This is a genomic window from Calditerrivibrio sp., from assembly GCF_049968475.1.
GTDB lineage: Bacteria > Chrysiogenota > Deferribacteres > Deferribacterales > Calditerrivibrionaceae > Calditerrivibrio > Calditerrivibrio nitroreducens_A.
Map to the genome: position 1 here is coordinate 172748 of NZ_JBMFQS010000001.1, position 14322 is coordinate 187069.

Consider the following 14322-nt stretch of genomic DNA (forward strand, 5'->3'; position numbering starts at 1 on the left):
ATGACGACTTTGATGGCGGTTATTGGTGCTGCAATTGGTATTGCTGTGGGGTTTTTTGTGGGAGTACAGATCCAAAAAAAGAAACAGGCTGAAGAATATGCAAAGCAGAATAAATCAGCAGACGAGATTATACAGAGGGCAAAAAGGGAAGCTGATGAGATCGTAAAAGATGCTAAAATTGAGGCCAAGGATATTATCTTTAAGGCTAAACAGGAAGCTGAAAAAGAGATGAAAGAGAGAAGAAAAGAACTGCAGCTTGTGGAGAAGAGATTATTAACGAAAGAGGAATCTATTGATAAAAAGATTGAGTTGATCGAGAAAAAAGAGGAACTGATAAGTAAGAAGGAAAGTGAATACGACAGGAAGCTACACGAAGTGGAAAATATGAAGATAGAATATGAAAATATGAAAATTAAGATGTTGGCAGAGATAGAGAAAGTGGCCAGTATGACAAAAGAAGAGGCTAAAAATTACCTTATTTCGATTATGGAGGCGGAAGCCAGACAGGATGCTGCAAGGATAGTGAGGGAGATTGAAGAGGAAGCAAAAAAAGAGGCTGAAAAGAAAAGTAAAGAGATAGTTGCCACAGCAATACAGAGGTGTGCTCCGGAATATGTGGGGGAGATTGCTGTATCAATCGTAAATCTTCCAAGTGATGAGATGAAGGGTAGAATAATCGGTAGGGAAGGAAGAAATATAAGGACATTTGAAAGTATCACAGGTGTTGATATAATAGTGGATGATACTCCTGAGGCGGTAATCCTCTCTTCATATGACCCATATAGAAGGGAGATTGCAAAAATGACTCTTGAAAAACTTATTGCTGACGGTAGGATACATCCCACTAGAATTGAAGAGGTTTATGAAAAAAGCAAAGAGGAGCTTAATAAAAGGATCCTGGAGGTGGGAGAAGAGACTGCCTTTAGGCTTGGGTTGCACAATGTACATCCGGAGCTTTTAAAACTTGTGGGTAGGCTGCAATATAGAACCAGCTATGGCCAGAATGTGCTTGCACATTCCATAGAAGTTGCTAAAATAGCCGGGCTTATGGCGGCGGAACTTGGTCTCGATGAAAAGATGGCGAAAAGGATGGGTTTACTGCATGATATTGGTAAAGCGGTGGATTATGAAAGTGAAGGCTCCCACACTGCTATAGGTGTGGAGATTGTGAAGAAATACAATGAGCCACCACAGATTATCAATGCTATACTTTCCCACCATGGTGAAGAGGAATTTAAATACATAGAATCTGTACTTATACAGGCGGCGGATGCAATATCTGCTTCAAGACCGGGTGCCCGTAGAGAAGTACTGGAAGCTTATATCAAAAGGCTTGAGAAACTTGAAGAGATTTCCAAAAGCTTTGAAGGGGTTAGCAAGACTTATGCAATTCAGGCTGGTAGAGAGGTACGTATTATTGTGGAGCCGGATGCAATTTCAGATGATGCAATGTATACCCTTGCAAAAGATATAGCTAAAAAGATAGAAGAGGAGCTCACTTACCCTGGTCAGATCAAGGTGACGGTGATAAGAGAGTCCAGATCTGTGGAGTATGCAAGATAAATGACGTTTAATCTTCTTTTTTTGGGAGATATAATAGGTAAAACCGGTAGAGGGCTACTCAGAGAACATCTAGGTAGCCTTATTCGTGAATACGATGTTGATTTTGTAGTAGCTAATGGTGAGAATGCAGCGGCCGGCTTTGGTATAACAAAGAAGGTTTATGAAGAGTTTTTGAATTTTGGGATTGACGTAATTACCGGTGGAAATCATATCTGGGATAAAAAGGATTTTGTGAAGGATGCTGTTTTGTGTGATAAAATTCTAAGACCTCTTAATGTGAGTAGTTTGCAGCCGGGGAAAGGGGCTCTGACGGTAGAAAAGGATGGAGTAAAAGTAACTGTTGTAAATATGCTGGGTAGGGTATTTATGCCGCCTTGTGATTGTCCTTTTGTTGCGTTTGATCGATTGTTCCATGATAACAGCTCTGATTTGATCATAGTGGATTTTCATGCGGAAGCCACAAGTGAAAAGAATGCATTTGGACTATACGTGGATGGAAGAGCATCTGCTGTTTTAGGTACACATACCCATGTTCAAACAAATGACGAACGGTTTTTACCTAAAGGGACTTTTTACATTACTGATGTGGGGATGTGTGGAAGTATCGACTCTGTAATTGGTATGAATGCCGAAAAGGCTATATATAAGTTGATAAGTGGAATGCCGGAGAGGAATGAAGTGGAGGAGAAGGGGAGGAAAGTAATAAGCGGTGTTGTTTTGAAATTTGATATTGAGAAAAAAGCCGCAGTTGCTTATAATAAAATATACAAAATTTATGGAGAATAGCATGGATTTGAAATCTGAGATAAAAAAGCTTGCCAGAGAGAAGGATGCAGTAATACTCGCGCATAATTATCAGATTGATGATATCCAGGAGATTGCTGATTTTACCGGTGATTCCTTAGGTTTGAGTATAGAGGCATCAAAAGTAAAAAGCAGGCTGATTGTTTTCTGTGGCGTACATTTTATGGCGGAGACTGCTTATATATTATCACCCGACAAAAAGGTTTTGTTGCCTGAAAAGGATGCCGGATGCCCTATGGCTGATATGGTGACGGCTGAGGGTTTAAAGAAAATGAAAGAAAAATATCCCGGTATTCCGGTGGTATGTTATGTAAATTCATCTGCGGAGGTCAAGGCGGAAGCTGATATCTGCTGTACCTCTGCGAATGCTATTAATATTTTAAAATCGATAGATTCAGATAGGGTGATTTTTGTACCAGATATGAACCTTGGGCATTATGTTTCAAAATTTGTGGATAAAGAGATCATTTTATGGGAAGGGTTTTGCCCAATACACAGAAGATTGACCGCAAAAGAGGTAATGGGATTAAAGGAGCAGTACCCCGATGCTGTTTTTGTCTGCCATCCGGAGTGTAGTCCAGACGTTGTGGATATGGCGGATCACGTATGCTCCACCTCAGGATTTTACACATACATTAAGAAATCTGACAGGAAAAGATTTATTATAGGCACAGAGAAGGGGGTTTTGTACAGATTAAAACTGGAAAATCCGGATAAGGAGTTTATCCTGGCTTATGATACATTTCAATGTAAAAATATGAAAAAGATAACATTGAATAGTCTTTATGAATCCCTGCTGAAAGAGCAGCATCAGGTGACTATACCTGAAGAGATAAGAATAAAAGCGTATGGTTCTATACAGAGGATGTTGGAAGTTCCAAGGAACTTTTAAAAAATTTTGGAGGATGTTATGAAATATTCGGATGAATATTTAAGAAATGTTTTAACCAGTGCAAAGGATATTGTGATTGTGGGGGCATCAAATAATCCTGAGCGGGCAAGTAATGGAATTATGAAATTTTTGATGGGTAAGGGGTATAATTGCTATCCGGTGAATCCCAATGAGTCAGAAGTTTTGGGGGTAAAAGCGTATAAAAGCCTCTCTGAAGTGCCTGTACAGCCTGATATTGTGGATGTATTTAGAAAAAGTGAGGCTGCTCCTGAGATTGTAAGGGAAGCTATAAAAATAGGGGCTAAGTTTATATGGCTTCAGGAGGAGGTCTATTCTGAGGAAGCTGAAAAGATAGCCCAGGAGCATAATGTCCCGATAGTGATGGATAGATGTATTTTCAAGGAGTTTTTAAGGCTCAAGCTTGTGGGCTGATTTTATAATTATGGGATAGTGCTATCTATCCCTTTTTTTAGGAGTAAGCCTTTATAAGCATATTGGAGATAATGTCTGTTTTTTCTGTCAGAAGCCATTCTTTTTTTGTATATATCCATGTGGATACAATTTCATCCAATGTCCCAAAAAACATTTCCCTTGCAAAATAGACATTAAGGTCTTTCTGAAAGACCCCTTTTTCCACACCATCCAAGATAATCTCTTCTATAAATTTAAAATACTCTCTCAAATATTTGCGTATCTTATCTCTTATCTCCTTTGTGGGCTGCCTCAATTCAAACTGTAATACCAGTGCTAAATCTGGATTTGACTGCATAGCTTCAAAATGGTGATTGATAAGAATTTTTATTTTCTCTCTGGGGTCTTCAATGGATTCAATAGCCTTTTTGGCTTTGGTGACATATTCGTTTAGTTTTATTATCATGATAGATATGAGTATATCTTCTTTGTTTGAAAAATAGTTGTACACCGTACCGGATGCTACACCGGCTTTATCGGCGATATCTTTTACTTTTGTATTATGAAAACCTCTTCTTGCTATAATCTGAATGGCAGCATTTAAAATTTTATTAAATTTATCATCAGTGCGATCTTTAGCCATATATTTCCTCAACATATTTATTCAAATCTATATTTAAAGAGTGACGGTTGATAGCTTTTTGAAGTGGTTCTGGATTTTTGAAGATGTCTCTGATGAAAAATATTTCTGAAGCTTTCAGGTATTGGGTGAATGAGTCAAGCTGTTTGCCATTGCTGATTTTCACAATTATATCGTATATTGAATCTTCCACCAAGCTTTTGCCTATCTTTACACCCCTTGTGAGCATCTTATTAAGGTAGATGGAGATCCTTTGTTTTACATCATCGATATATTCTCTATGGCCGGGGAGGATGGTGTATCCGGACAATGAGATGAGTTTGTCAATGGTTTCTATGTAGGCTAAATAGTTGTTGTACCTTGTTTTCATGTCATCAAGATTTAAATCAAGTAGTGGAGTCTGAAATACATCTCTCAGGATCACATCCCCTGTGATGGCATAATTTTGAAAGAGATACACGATGTCACTCTGGGAATGACCGGGGCATCTTAAAAAATCAAGATTGAGCTGATTTAATAGATCTCTATTCTCTTCGATGATTTCCCCTTCCGGAAAAGGTGCAAGCCTCTTCATCCCTTCTAGGTAATAGTTTATTTCGTTTAGTATATGTTTTGGAAAGCCTTCTTCTTCCAGCATGTATGTAACCTTTTCAAATCTTGTTTGATAGTGCTTAAACTTAAGGTAATCATATCTGGATAGAAAGATCCTGGCATCTGAGTTTTGCTTGATGAGGTATGTGAGTCCATAATGGTCGATATGGCAGTGTGTGATGAAAAGAAACGATAATTTTTTTAGATCTATATGCCTATTAAGATAAGAGATCGCTTCCAGTGTATTTGGACCGGTGTCAAACATTATAACCCCATGGTTGGTTTCAAAAGTGTAAAAATGAACTGGACCAACCATGTAAGGGGTATTTACCGTATGCTGTATCATAGATAGATATTTTAAATTAATTAAGTTTTAAATGCAAGGGGAGGGGAAACCTCCACCTGCATGAGATATCGTTTTATTTTAAAACTTATAGCTTACATTGACGCCAAAAATATGAGCATAGACGTCTTTGAAGGTTCCAGTGACATGTCCAACTTTTGTTGTCCCAGCGTAAATATCTCCATTAAAATTGTCATATCTTCTGTCTTCATCTTGGAGATAGTTATATGCCAGATCGACAGTTAGATTGCCAAAATTAAGTCCAATACCTGCAGCATAAAGCCACCTGTCTCCTGAAGGTACCAGAGGATCTAAATATTGATCATCTATAGGGGAGTAATCTCTAATGATACCAGCTCTAAGTGAAACAGTATCATTAAGTTTATATTGGGTACCAAATCTAATTGCCCATACATCATTCCAATTTTTCTGTTTAACTATCTGATTCCTACCTAAATGAGATGTATCAAAATCGACTTGGAGTTTGTCATAGCTACTCCATCCAGTCCATTGACCATCGAGTTCAAATGTCCAAGTTTTATTTGTCCAGGCTAACCCTATGTATGCAATATCTGGAAGTGTAAGATCGGCATGGCCATTGTCTTTATCCAATAAAGCGCCATTTGTTAACTTGATAGTTGTGGCTGTGCCATCCAATTTCTGTTTTATTCTACTTCTGTAGGATGCACCTATGGATAGATTTTCTGTCGGTTTAAAAAGTAATCCTACATTCCAACCATAAGCATGGGAGTCTGCATCTAATGTAGTACGCCCTTCAGCAGTTATTGTACTTGGTGGAGTAAAACCTAAAATAACTCTATTTTCTAAAGTTACATCCATTTTCTGTATTACAACTCCGGCAGCAATGCTGAGCTTATCAGATATTTTATATGCAAGAACAGGATTTAAAGAAATAGTGGTTATCTCGGCATTAGTTGTTGTGAATCTACCTTCCCAATCGTCAGGCCAGTCTGTGGCAAGCCCAAAGTTTGAAAAGATACCAACACCAAAGGCAAAATTATTACCAATTTTCTGTGTTAAATAGAAGTTTGGGATATAAAAGGTTTGTTTTTCTCCGTCGGTGTCGATATCACCTTTCCCTGTTACTGCTGTTGTTTTGCCATCACTATCAAAAGTTGCCCTTGGTGCTATTGGGGATACTCCCAAAGAAAATTGTGTTCCTGCCAGCTGTGTTATCCCTGCTGGGTTGAAGTATACTGCTGATGGGTCGTCCGCCTGAGCCACAAAAGCTCCACCCATGCCAAGAGCTTTGGCACCCTGTTCGTTAATCTGGAAGCCGTTTGAATAGGCCATGCCAGATGTGATACCAATGATGCTTAATGCCACTAAAAGCTTTCTCATGTGCATCCTCCTTTTTTATTTTCCTAAGAGTTTATTTTTTAAAGACTTGTCTATCGGATTTTCACCCAGATAGATGTCTAATATGGCTTTTGATAAAACACTGTTATTAAAAGTAGCCAGCTGTTTTCCGTTATAAAATACTAAAAGATTCGAATTGTCAAAGTAAAAATCGATAGTGTCGTTTTCTTTAATGTCAAATGTAAAGATTGAGAGGAATTTTTTAGATTCATTAGAATCTTTCAGTTCCTTATGATTTAATGCTATCCCATCTTCAAAAGCTTCTTTAATTTTCTTAGGTTCGAGGTTTTTGTAAATAAAGTAGAGTCTTAGAGCTTTTTTATCGGCGGAGTAAATCTCTTTTAATTCATTGCTTTTTTGGGGTAAAAAAAGTCCAACCTCATAGATGGAAAACATAAATTTCTTCCTTATTCCTGAACCATTTAGAATAAATTTTGATTCACCAAAAGATAATGAATCAGGTAACTTTGACGCAAAAAGATTTGTTGCACACAAAGTTAAAATTAGAACCATAAGTAAACTGTACTTTCTCATACATCCTCCTTTTTGTTGCTTATAATTATAAAATAGTGTTTTGTCAATAGCGAATTTTAATTTTCAAATAAATATACATTTTAACAATGATTTATGTGTCAATAAAAAATGAACATATATTCATAAATAAAAAATAGCTTGACATTTTAACGTCTTTATATTAATGTATTGATTAGAAAGTGAATGAGTATTCAGTTAATATTAATAAGAGGTGTATATGAACTATAGTTATTTGAAGTTTGAGAAAACAGATTTTGATGGGGTTTTTAAGTTGGTGATCGATAGACCTAATGCACTTAATGCGCTTAATTCAGATGTTATAGCTGAGCTTCAGAGTTTTTTTGAAAAGGCTATGAATGATTGTTCAATCAAAGCAATTGTGTTAACAGGTGGCGGAGAAAAGTCATTTGTGGCGGGGGCGGATATAAAAGAGATGGTTAATCTCACCGCACAGGATAGCATGAATTTTGCCCGTAAAGGTCAGCAGTTACTCCTGACGATGTATAATTGTCCAAAGCCGATTATTGCTGCTGTGAATGGTTATGCGTTGGGGGGTGGGTTTGAAATGAGCCTCTGTTGCGATATGATTTTTGCATCTGAAAATGCAAAATTTGGGTTTCCTGAGGTTACTCTTGGTATAATCCCAGGGTTTGGAGGGACACAAATTTTAAGAAGACTTGTGGGGGAGAAAGCTGCCAAATATCTTATTCTTTCTGGGGAAATTATCTCTGCAGCGGAAGCATACAGGATGAATGTGGTAAATAGATTATTCAAGACACCAGAAGAGGTTGTGAGTGGTGCAGTGGAGTTTGCTGCAAAGATTGCAAAAAATAGTCCATCTTCTGTTGCATACGCTAAAAAGGCTGTAAATGTATCCTTTGATCTGTCTCTGGAAAGAGGTCTGGAATATGAATCATCATTGTTTGGTACACTTTTTAATACTGAAGACCAGAAAGAGGGGATGAAAGCTTTTATCGAAAAAAGAAAAGCAGAGTTTAAAGGTAAGTAGTAAATAAAACTATAAAAGGGGGTTTTGAATGAATTTCGATTTTGAAGAGGAACATAAGCTGCTTCAGGATATGTTGGTGAATTTTGTTAATAAAGAGGTGAAACCTTTTGCACAGCAGATAGATAGAGATCATAAAATACCCGATAGTCTAATAAAAAAGATGGCTGAGCTTGGACTGCTTGGTACATACATCCCAGAAGAGTATGGTGGGGCAGGAATGGACTATTTCTCCTATATTATGACTGTTGAAGAGGTTTCAAAGGCCTGTGGATCAACAGGAGTAATGATATCTGCCCATACGTCGCTTGCCTGCGATCCAATTTTGAGCTATGGAAGTGAAGCCCAGAAGAAAAAATATTTACCTCTGTTGGCAAAAGGGGAAAAGATCGGCTGCATTCTTCTTACAGAGCCAGAGGCTGGTAGCGATGTGGCAAATATTCAGACCACTTACAAGAAGGAAGGGGATTACTTCGTATTGAATGGTAATAAGATATTCATCACCAATGGTGGTTTTAAAGGGATTGGGGTAGTTTTTGCGAGTTTTGATAGATCGTTAAAACATAAAGGTCTTTCTGCATTCATTATCGATCTTGAAAGTGAGGGTGTGGAAATACTGAAAAATGAAGAAAAAATGGGTATCAGAGGTAGCTACACCACCGCCATCGGTTTTAATAATGTAAAGATTCCGGCGGAAAATCTATTGGGAAAAGAGGGGGATGGGTTTAAAATAGCCATGGAAACGTTAAACGGAGGAAGAATAGGGATAGCTGCTCAGGCTCTTGGTATTGCAGAAGGGGCATTTGAAAGGGCTCTTGCATACTCAAAAGAGAGGAAGCAGTTTGGTAAACCGATATCTGAAAACCAGGCTATACAATTTAAACTTGCTGATATGATAGCAAAGATAGAGACTGCAAAGCTTATCACCTATAAGGCGGCATGGCTTAAAAATATGAAGAAAACAAACGCCATGGAATCGGCTATTTGTAAGATGTATGCTTCTGAAGTGGCAACTTATGTCACCAAAGAGGCTGTTCAGATTTTTGGTGGATATGGATATATTTGCGAATATGAAGTGGAAAGGATGTATAGAGATGCCAAGATCACTGAAATCTACGAAGGCACCAATGAAGTTCAAAGGATAGTAATTTCAAAAATGCTGCTTAAGTGAGGTAAAACAATATGGAATTTTCAAGGGAAATTTACTGGAATGTAGGGCATTCGGTGTTGATTCCTATGTATCTTATTGCATTGGGATCAATCGCATTTGCCATATATAAGCTTTACCAGAGGATTGCTGTTTACAAATTGGGTAGAGATGTAAACCGTACAGAAAATCTGAGTGGTAGAGTTTGGTACATGATAAGAAATGCCCTGGGGCAGATAAAGGTGATGAGAGATAAAGGTTATGGGTATGTCCATGCTATCCTTTTTTTCAGCTTTTTGATTTTAGTGGTTGTTACTACACTGGTTTTTTTACAGGCGGATATTCTCGATCCTGTTTTTGGGATTAAATTTTTGAAGGGTACATTTTATAAATTCTTTTCTTTGTTTGCTGATATCGCGGGATTACTGTTGTTTCTTATGATGGTGATCTTTTTTATAAGAAGGTTTATAATTAGACCTGCTGGTCTTGAAACAACAAAGGATGACTACATCATGCATGGGCTCCTATTTTTAATCATCATTACAGGATTTGTGGTGGAAGGGCTCAGGATGGCATCCACTGAGATGGATAAACCTTATCTATACGTTTATTCACCGGTGGGGCTTTTGTGGGCAAAGATCTTTCAAGGTATGCAGGTTGATAGTATCAAGGCGGCACACAAATTTTTTTGGTGGGTACATCTTTTCAGTGTGGCGGGATTTTTTATCTCCATAGGATTAACGAAATTCAAACATATAGTACTTACTCCAGCAAATTACATATTCACAAGTGATAAGCCCAAGGGGTATATCGATACAATTGATCTTGAAACGGAGGAACAGGAGAAATTTGGAGTAAACGAATTAAAGGATCTCACGTGGAAGGATATCTTTGATACGGATGCATGTACGAAGTGTAAGAGATGCCAGGATAGGTGTCCAGCTTATGCATCTGATAAGCCGTTGTCTCCTATGAAGCTTATAAATAAGTTGAATGATATTGCTTTTGGTAATGCTGAGGCCAATCTAATTGAAGAGATCACCAAAGATACTTTATGGTCATGCACCACTTGTGGAAACTGTCAGGAGATCTGCCCTGCTGAAATAGAGCATGTAAACAAGATTTTAAATATGAGAAGGAATCTTGTGCTTATGGAAGGGGATTTTCCTGGTGAAGAAGTTATGCTCGCGGTAAACAATATAGAGGTGAATGGGAATCCTTTCGGTTTCCCTTATGCTTCAAGAGGAGACTGGAGTAAGGAGCTGGGTGTTGGAGTGTTTTCGGATGGCGGGAATTACGATATCCTATACTTTGTGGGCTGTTATGGTTCCTACGATAAGAGAAATATTGCCATTGCCAAAAGCTTTGTGGAGATATGTAGAAAGGCTGGCTTAAAGGTTGGTATATTGGGGAAAGAGGAGAAATGTTGCGGTGAACCTGTCAGAAAATTGGGTAATGAATACCTCTATCAGACTCTGGCAAATGAAAACATCGAAAATTTCAACAAGTATAACGTCAACGCTATCGTTACCACATGTCCACACTGCTTTAATACATTAGGTAGAGATTATAAAGATCTGGGGCTTGATATACCTGTAAAGCATCATACGCAGTTTATTGCGGAGCTTATCAACACTGGTAAAATTACTCTTGAAAAAACAGACTTTGAATGTACCTACCACGATTCCTGCTACATCGGTAGATATATGGAAATTTATGAAGAGCCGAGGGGAGTTATTAAGACTCTTGGTGGTAGAATAAATGAGATGTCAAGAAATAGAGAGGATAGCTTCTGTTGCGGTGGTGGCGGTGGAAGGGTATTTGTGGATGAAAAGGGTACAAAAATCAGTGCACTGAGGGTGAAAATGGCGGAAGAAACAGGTTCTAAACTGATCGTAAGCAATTGTCCTTTCTGTACCACTATGTTTGAAGATGGTTTGAAGGTTACAGAGCTTGACTCAAAGATAAAAATAAAAGATTTGGCTGAGATAGTTGCTGAAAGAATTAGATAAAAGAATCGATGGAGGTAGATTATGAATATACTTGTCTGTGTTAAGCAGGTGGCCGATATGGAGGCTAAATTTAAAATAAGAGGGGATGGAAAATGGTTTGAAGATGCCGACATCGCCTTTAAGATGAATGAGTATGATGAGTATGCCGTGGAAGAGGCTGTAAGATTGAGGGAAAAGATTGCAGACTCCAATCTGATAGTCTTATCAATAGGAGCAGAAAGGGTAAAAGAAGCTATCAAAAAGGCGTTGGCTATGGGGTGTGATAAAGGTGTTCACATTGTTTACGAAAATGAGGAGATGCTCGATTCCTATGCTAAGGCTTATGCAATTTATGAGTATGCAAAGGATAAAAAATTTGACCTCATCTTTACCGGAATGCAGTCTCAGGATAAAGGTTCCGCCCAGGTTGGCGTCATTCTGGGTGAATTATTGGGTATCCCTACGGTGACAACTATTGTGGGGTTTGAGTATGATAATGGTGAAATTACGGTAAAAAGAGAGCTGGAGGGGGGTAAAAAAGCTATTGTTAGTGTAAAAACTCCCGCAGTCTTGACATGTCAGCTTGGTTTGAATGAGCCAAGGTATCCTACACTTCCTAATATAATGAAGGCTAAGAAAAAAGATATAGAGACTCTTCCACTTTCAAATCCTCAAAATCTCTCAGAGATTGAAAAGGTATTTTACCCAGAAAAGAAAGGTGGAGCCGTTATTCTTGAAGGGGATGTAAAGGATCTTGCTCAGAAGGTAGCTGCTTATCTGAAAGAAAAAGTAGGAATTTAGGGAGGTATATATGAAAGCACTTTTAGTGGCAGAATATAGAGAAGGAAAATTATTAGAATCTATATATGAACTTGCGGCATTCGCAGAACTATTAAATGCAGAAAAAGTGATTTTTGCGGTTGGAAATAAAGATGATCTTCCGGCTCTTGGCAGTAATGTGAAAACATATCTGGCGGATTCCAGTAAATATACGGAATACAACCCATCTCTGCATAGAGATCTTTTGCTAAAGGTTATCGAAGCTGAGAAACCAGACTATATTGTCTTTCATCATTCTTCCTATGGTTGGGATTTGGCACCGAGGATATCTGCAAAAATGAAAGTTGCCCAGTATTCTGAGGTTGTTGGTGTGGAGAATGGTTCATTCGTGATGCCTTTTTGCAATAACAAGTTAAGAAAAGTATACAAATCAAATGGTAAACCGATAGTGTTGACTATTCAGGGGGGAGCATTTCAGGCGGTTAAACCTTCCGAAAAAGCTGGGTTTGAAATGGTGGATATCGACACTGCATCACAATATCAATTCAAAGGTTATGAAGAAGCGGAGAAAAAGGATGTTGATCTCACTAAAGCTCAAATAATTGTAAGTGCTGGTAGAGGTATAGGGAAGAAGGATAACGTGGTGATCGTAGAATCTCTTGCAAAAGCCCTTGGTGGTGAGCTTGGAGCAAGTAGGCCTGTGGTTGATGCAGGTTGGGTACCACATTCAAGGCAAGTGGGGACTACTGGACAGACAGTATCTCCAAAACTTTATGTGGCTTGCGGTATATCCGGGGCAATACAGCATCTGGCAGGTATGAAAAAGGCCGAACATGTATTGGCTATCAATGTTGATAAGGATGCACCTATTGGGGAAGTGGCGGAGCTTCTTGTGGTGGCTGATCTGAATCAATTTATACCTGTTTTAATAGAAACATTGAAAAAGTAGGTGGAAAATGGAGAGGATTTTTGAAAAGATGGTGCAAAATTTTAACAGTATAGAATTAAATGCCACCTACTATCTAAATGTGGATGATAGAATCAAGAAAACAATAGTAGCAAAAGATGGGAAACTTACCATCACTGATGGGAAACCAGAAAATGCTGATTGTGTAGTAAAAGTGACTGAGAAGTTATTAAAAAAAGTCTGGGAGGAGAACTATACTCCCGGACTTATGGATATAGCCACCGGTTCACTAAAAACGAATAATCCGGACCTTTTGGGTAAACTTTTTAAATCTTTAAATAGGGGTTGAGTATGAAAACAATTTTGACTGAGAGTTTAAATTTAAAATATCCGATAGTTCAGGGTGGTATGATGTGGATTTCTAAGCCTGAACTGGTCTCTGCCGTGTCGAATGCAGGATGTCTCGGTATTTTATCTGGGTTAACATACGAAACTCCAGAACTTTTAGCAAAAGCGATAGATGAAACGAAAAAAATGACTGATAAGTCATTTGGCGTAAATATAACGATGTTGCCAACGTTGAGACAGATAAATTATGATGCATATATAGATGTTATCATAGATAGTGGTGTTAAGATTGTCGAGACTGCTGGTAATAATCCAGAACAATTTATGGAGAAGTTAAAGAAGAACAGTGTTAAAGTTATTCACAAATGTACATCTGTGAAACATGCATTGAAAGCTGAAAAGATAGGGTGTGATTTTGTGTCTATTGATGGATTTGAGTGTGCCGGACATCCCGGGGAACTGGATGTGACATCCCTCATACTGATACCTATTACTGTGGATGCTATCAAAATACCTGTGATTGCCTCAGGTGGCTTTGGGGATGGTAGAGGATTGTTGGCTGCATTAAGTCTTGGTGCTTGTGGTGTTAACATGGGGACAAGGTTTATGGCAACAAAAGAGGCTCCTATACATGATAATATCAAAAAAAGGTTAGTGGAAGCTACCGAAAATGATACAATGCTAATAGAGAGGACTCTGAAAAATACTATAAGGGTGTTGAGAAATAAACAGGCGGAGCTTGTGGAAAAGATGGAAAAAGAGGGTAGAGGGCTGATGGAACTTGCTCCACTTCTCAGCGGCATGAATGGTAAGAGATGTTTGGTGGAAGGGGATACAGAAGGCTTTATCTTCGGATGTGGTCAGGTTGTAGGGCTTATAAGGGATATTCCCAGTGTGGAAGAACTGGTGGAAAGAATAATTTCAGAAGCGAAATCCTCATTCGAAAGACTTAAGAATATAGTGAATTAATAATTAGGGGAGGATG

At 38.3% G+C, this 14322-nt stretch carries 15 protein-coding genes; 11 read left to right on the forward strand and 4 right to left on the reverse strand.

Annotated features, from left to right (window positions below; all coding sequences use genetic code 11):
- The 4 genes from rny to ACP5Q2_RS00910 are packed head-to-tail and all read left to right on the forward strand — an operon-like array spanning window position 1 to window position 3691.
- On the forward strand, window positions 1–1563 hold the full coding sequence (rny, locus tag ACP5Q2_RS00895; protein ID WP_428096219.1) for a ribonuclease Y: 1563 nt from the start codon (window positions 1–3) through the stop codon (window positions 1561–1563).
- Window positions 1564–2349, forward strand: a complete 786-nt coding sequence (locus tag ACP5Q2_RS00900; RefSeq protein ID WP_428096222.1) for a TIGR00282 family metallophosphoesterase — start codon at window positions 1564–1566, stop codon at window positions 2347–2349.
- A gap of 1 nt (window position 2350) precedes the next feature.
- The gene (nadA, locus tag ACP5Q2_RS00905; RefSeq protein ID WP_428096225.1) at window positions 2351–3259 is read left to right on the forward strand and encodes a quinolinate synthase NadA; all 909 of its coding nucleotides are present in this window, start codon (window positions 2351–2353) and stop codon (window positions 3257–3259) included.
- Between the two features lie 18 nt (window positions 3260–3277).
- Entirely contained in the window at window positions 3278–3691 is a 414-nt protein-coding gene (locus ACP5Q2_RS00910; RefSeq protein ID WP_428096228.1) for a CoA-binding protein, read from the forward strand.
- 37 nt (window positions 3692–3728) lie between these two features.
- Here ACP5Q2_RS00910 and ACP5Q2_RS00915 read toward each other — a convergent pair whose 3' ends face one another.
- From ACP5Q2_RS00915 to ACP5Q2_RS00930, 4 genes are all read right to left on the reverse strand, one after another.
- Entirely contained in the window at window positions 3729–4313 is a 585-nt protein-coding gene (locus tag ACP5Q2_RS00915) for a TetR/AcrR family transcriptional regulator (protein ID WP_424604688.1), read from the reverse strand.
- Entirely contained in the window at window positions 4306–5247 is a 942-nt protein-coding gene (locus ACP5Q2_RS00920) for an MBL fold metallo-hydrolase (protein WP_428096232.1), read from the reverse strand. Before ACP5Q2_RS00920 ends, ACP5Q2_RS00915 begins: the two co-directional genes overlap by 8 nt.
- 78 nt (window positions 5248–5325) lie before the next feature.
- Window positions 5326–6606, reverse strand: coding sequence for an OmpP1/FadL family transporter (locus tag ACP5Q2_RS00925; RefSeq protein ID WP_428096235.1), 1281 nt, complete (start codon window positions 6604–6606; stop codon window positions 5326–5328).
- Window positions 6607–6621: 15 nt separating this feature from the next.
- Window positions 6622–7158 carry a chalcone isomerase family protein gene (locus tag ACP5Q2_RS00930; protein WP_428096238.1) on the reverse strand — a complete coding sequence of 179 codons (537 nt, stop codon included), beginning with the start codon at window positions 7156–7158 and terminating at the stop codon, window positions 6622–6624.
- A gap of 217 nt (window positions 7159–7375) precedes the next feature.
- Between ACP5Q2_RS00930 and ACP5Q2_RS00935 the strand changes: the two genes are divergently transcribed.
- From ACP5Q2_RS00935 to ACP5Q2_RS00965, 7 genes are read left to right on the forward strand one after another with little or no spacing between them, the layout of a single operon-like run.
- Window positions 7376–8167, forward strand: coding sequence for an enoyl-CoA hydratase/isomerase family protein (locus tag ACP5Q2_RS00935; RefSeq protein ID WP_424604693.1), 792 nt, complete (start codon window positions 7376–7378; stop codon window positions 8165–8167).
- 28 nt (window positions 8168–8195) lie between these two features.
- Window positions 8196–9335 (forward strand): acyl-CoA dehydrogenase, encoded by a 1140-nt coding sequence (locus ACP5Q2_RS00940; RefSeq protein WP_428096241.1) that lies wholly within the window; start codon window positions 8196–8198, stop codon window positions 9333–9335.
- An 11-nt stretch (window positions 9336–9346) separates the two neighbouring features.
- Window positions 9347–11323 carry a heterodisulfide reductase-related iron-sulfur binding cluster gene (locus tag ACP5Q2_RS00945; protein ID WP_428096244.1) on the forward strand — a complete coding sequence of 659 codons (1977 nt, stop codon included), beginning with the start codon at window positions 9347–9349 and terminating at the stop codon, window positions 11321–11323.
- A 21-nt stretch (window positions 11324–11344) separates the two neighbouring features.
- The gene (locus ACP5Q2_RS00950; protein ID WP_428096247.1) at window positions 11345–12103 is read left to right on the forward strand and encodes an electron transfer flavoprotein subunit beta/FixA family protein; all 759 of its coding nucleotides are present in this window, start codon (window positions 11345–11347) and stop codon (window positions 12101–12103) included.
- Window positions 12104–12113: 10 nt separating this feature from the next.
- Window positions 12114–13031 (forward strand): electron transfer flavoprotein subunit alpha/FixB family protein, encoded by a 918-nt coding sequence (locus ACP5Q2_RS00955; protein WP_424604697.1) that lies wholly within the window; start codon window positions 12114–12116, stop codon window positions 13029–13031.
- A 7-nt stretch (window positions 13032–13038) separates the two neighbouring features.
- Window positions 13039–13338: a hypothetical protein gene (locus ACP5Q2_RS00960; protein ID WP_424604698.1), complete on the forward strand. Its 300-nt coding sequence runs from the start codon at window positions 13039–13041 to the stop codon at window positions 13336–13338.
- Between the two features lie 2 nt (window positions 13339–13340).
- Window positions 13341–14306, forward strand: a complete 966-nt coding sequence (locus ACP5Q2_RS00965; protein ID WP_428096252.1) for an NAD(P)H-dependent flavin oxidoreductase — start codon at window positions 13341–13343, stop codon at window positions 14304–14306.
- Window positions 14307–14322 lie beyond the last annotated feature (16 nt).

Coding starts and splice junctions, on each gene's coding strand:
- ACP5Q2_RS00935 (WP_424604693.1), top strand. CDS start 7,376: ATGAACTATAGTTATTTGAAGTTTGAGAAAACAGATTTTGATGGGGTT.
- ACP5Q2_RS00945 (WP_428096244.1), top strand. CDS start 9,347: ATGGAATTTTCAAGGGAAATTTACTGGAATGTAGGGCATTCGGTGTTG.
- ACP5Q2_RS00915 (WP_424604688.1), bottom strand. CDS start 4,313: ATGGCTAAAGATCGCACTGATGATAAATTTAATAAAATTTTAAATGCT.
- ACP5Q2_RS00955 (WP_424604697.1), top strand. CDS start 12,114: ATGAAAGCACTTTTAGTGGCAGAATATAGAGAAGGAAAATTATTAGAA.
- ACP5Q2_RS00965 (WP_428096252.1), top strand. CDS start 13,341: ATGAAAACAATTTTGACTGAGAGTTTAAATTTAAAATATCCGATAGTT.
- rny (WP_428096219.1), top strand. CDS start 1: ATGACGACTTTGATGGCGGTTATTGGTGCTGCAATTGGTATTGCTGTG.
- ACP5Q2_RS00930 (WP_428096238.1), bottom strand. CDS start 7,158: ATGAGAAAGTACAGTTTACTTATGGTTCTAATTTTAACTTTGTGTGCA.
- ACP5Q2_RS00900 (WP_428096222.1), top strand. CDS start 1,564: ATGACGTTTAATCTTCTTTTTTTGGGAGATATAATAGGTAAAACCGGT.
- ACP5Q2_RS00960 (WP_424604698.1), top strand. CDS start 13,039: ATGGAGAGGATTTTTGAAAAGATGGTGCAAAATTTTAACAGTATAGAA.
- ACP5Q2_RS00920 (WP_428096232.1), bottom strand. CDS start 5,247: ATGATACAGCATACGGTAAATACCCCTTACATGGTTGGTCCAGTTCAT.
- ACP5Q2_RS00940 (WP_428096241.1), top strand. CDS start 8,196: ATGAATTTCGATTTTGAAGAGGAACATAAGCTGCTTCAGGATATGTTG.
- ACP5Q2_RS00910 (WP_428096228.1), top strand. CDS start 3,278: ATGAAATATTCGGATGAATATTTAAGAAATGTTTTAACCAGTGCAAAG.
- ACP5Q2_RS00950 (WP_428096247.1), top strand. CDS start 11,345: ATGAATATACTTGTCTGTGTTAAGCAGGTGGCCGATATGGAGGCTAAA.
- nadA (WP_428096225.1), top strand. CDS start 2,351: ATGGATTTGAAATCTGAGATAAAAAAGCTTGCCAGAGAGAAGGATGCA.
- ACP5Q2_RS00925 (WP_428096235.1), bottom strand. CDS start 6,606: ATGAGAAAGCTTTTAGTGGCATTAAGCATCATTGGTATCACATCTGGC.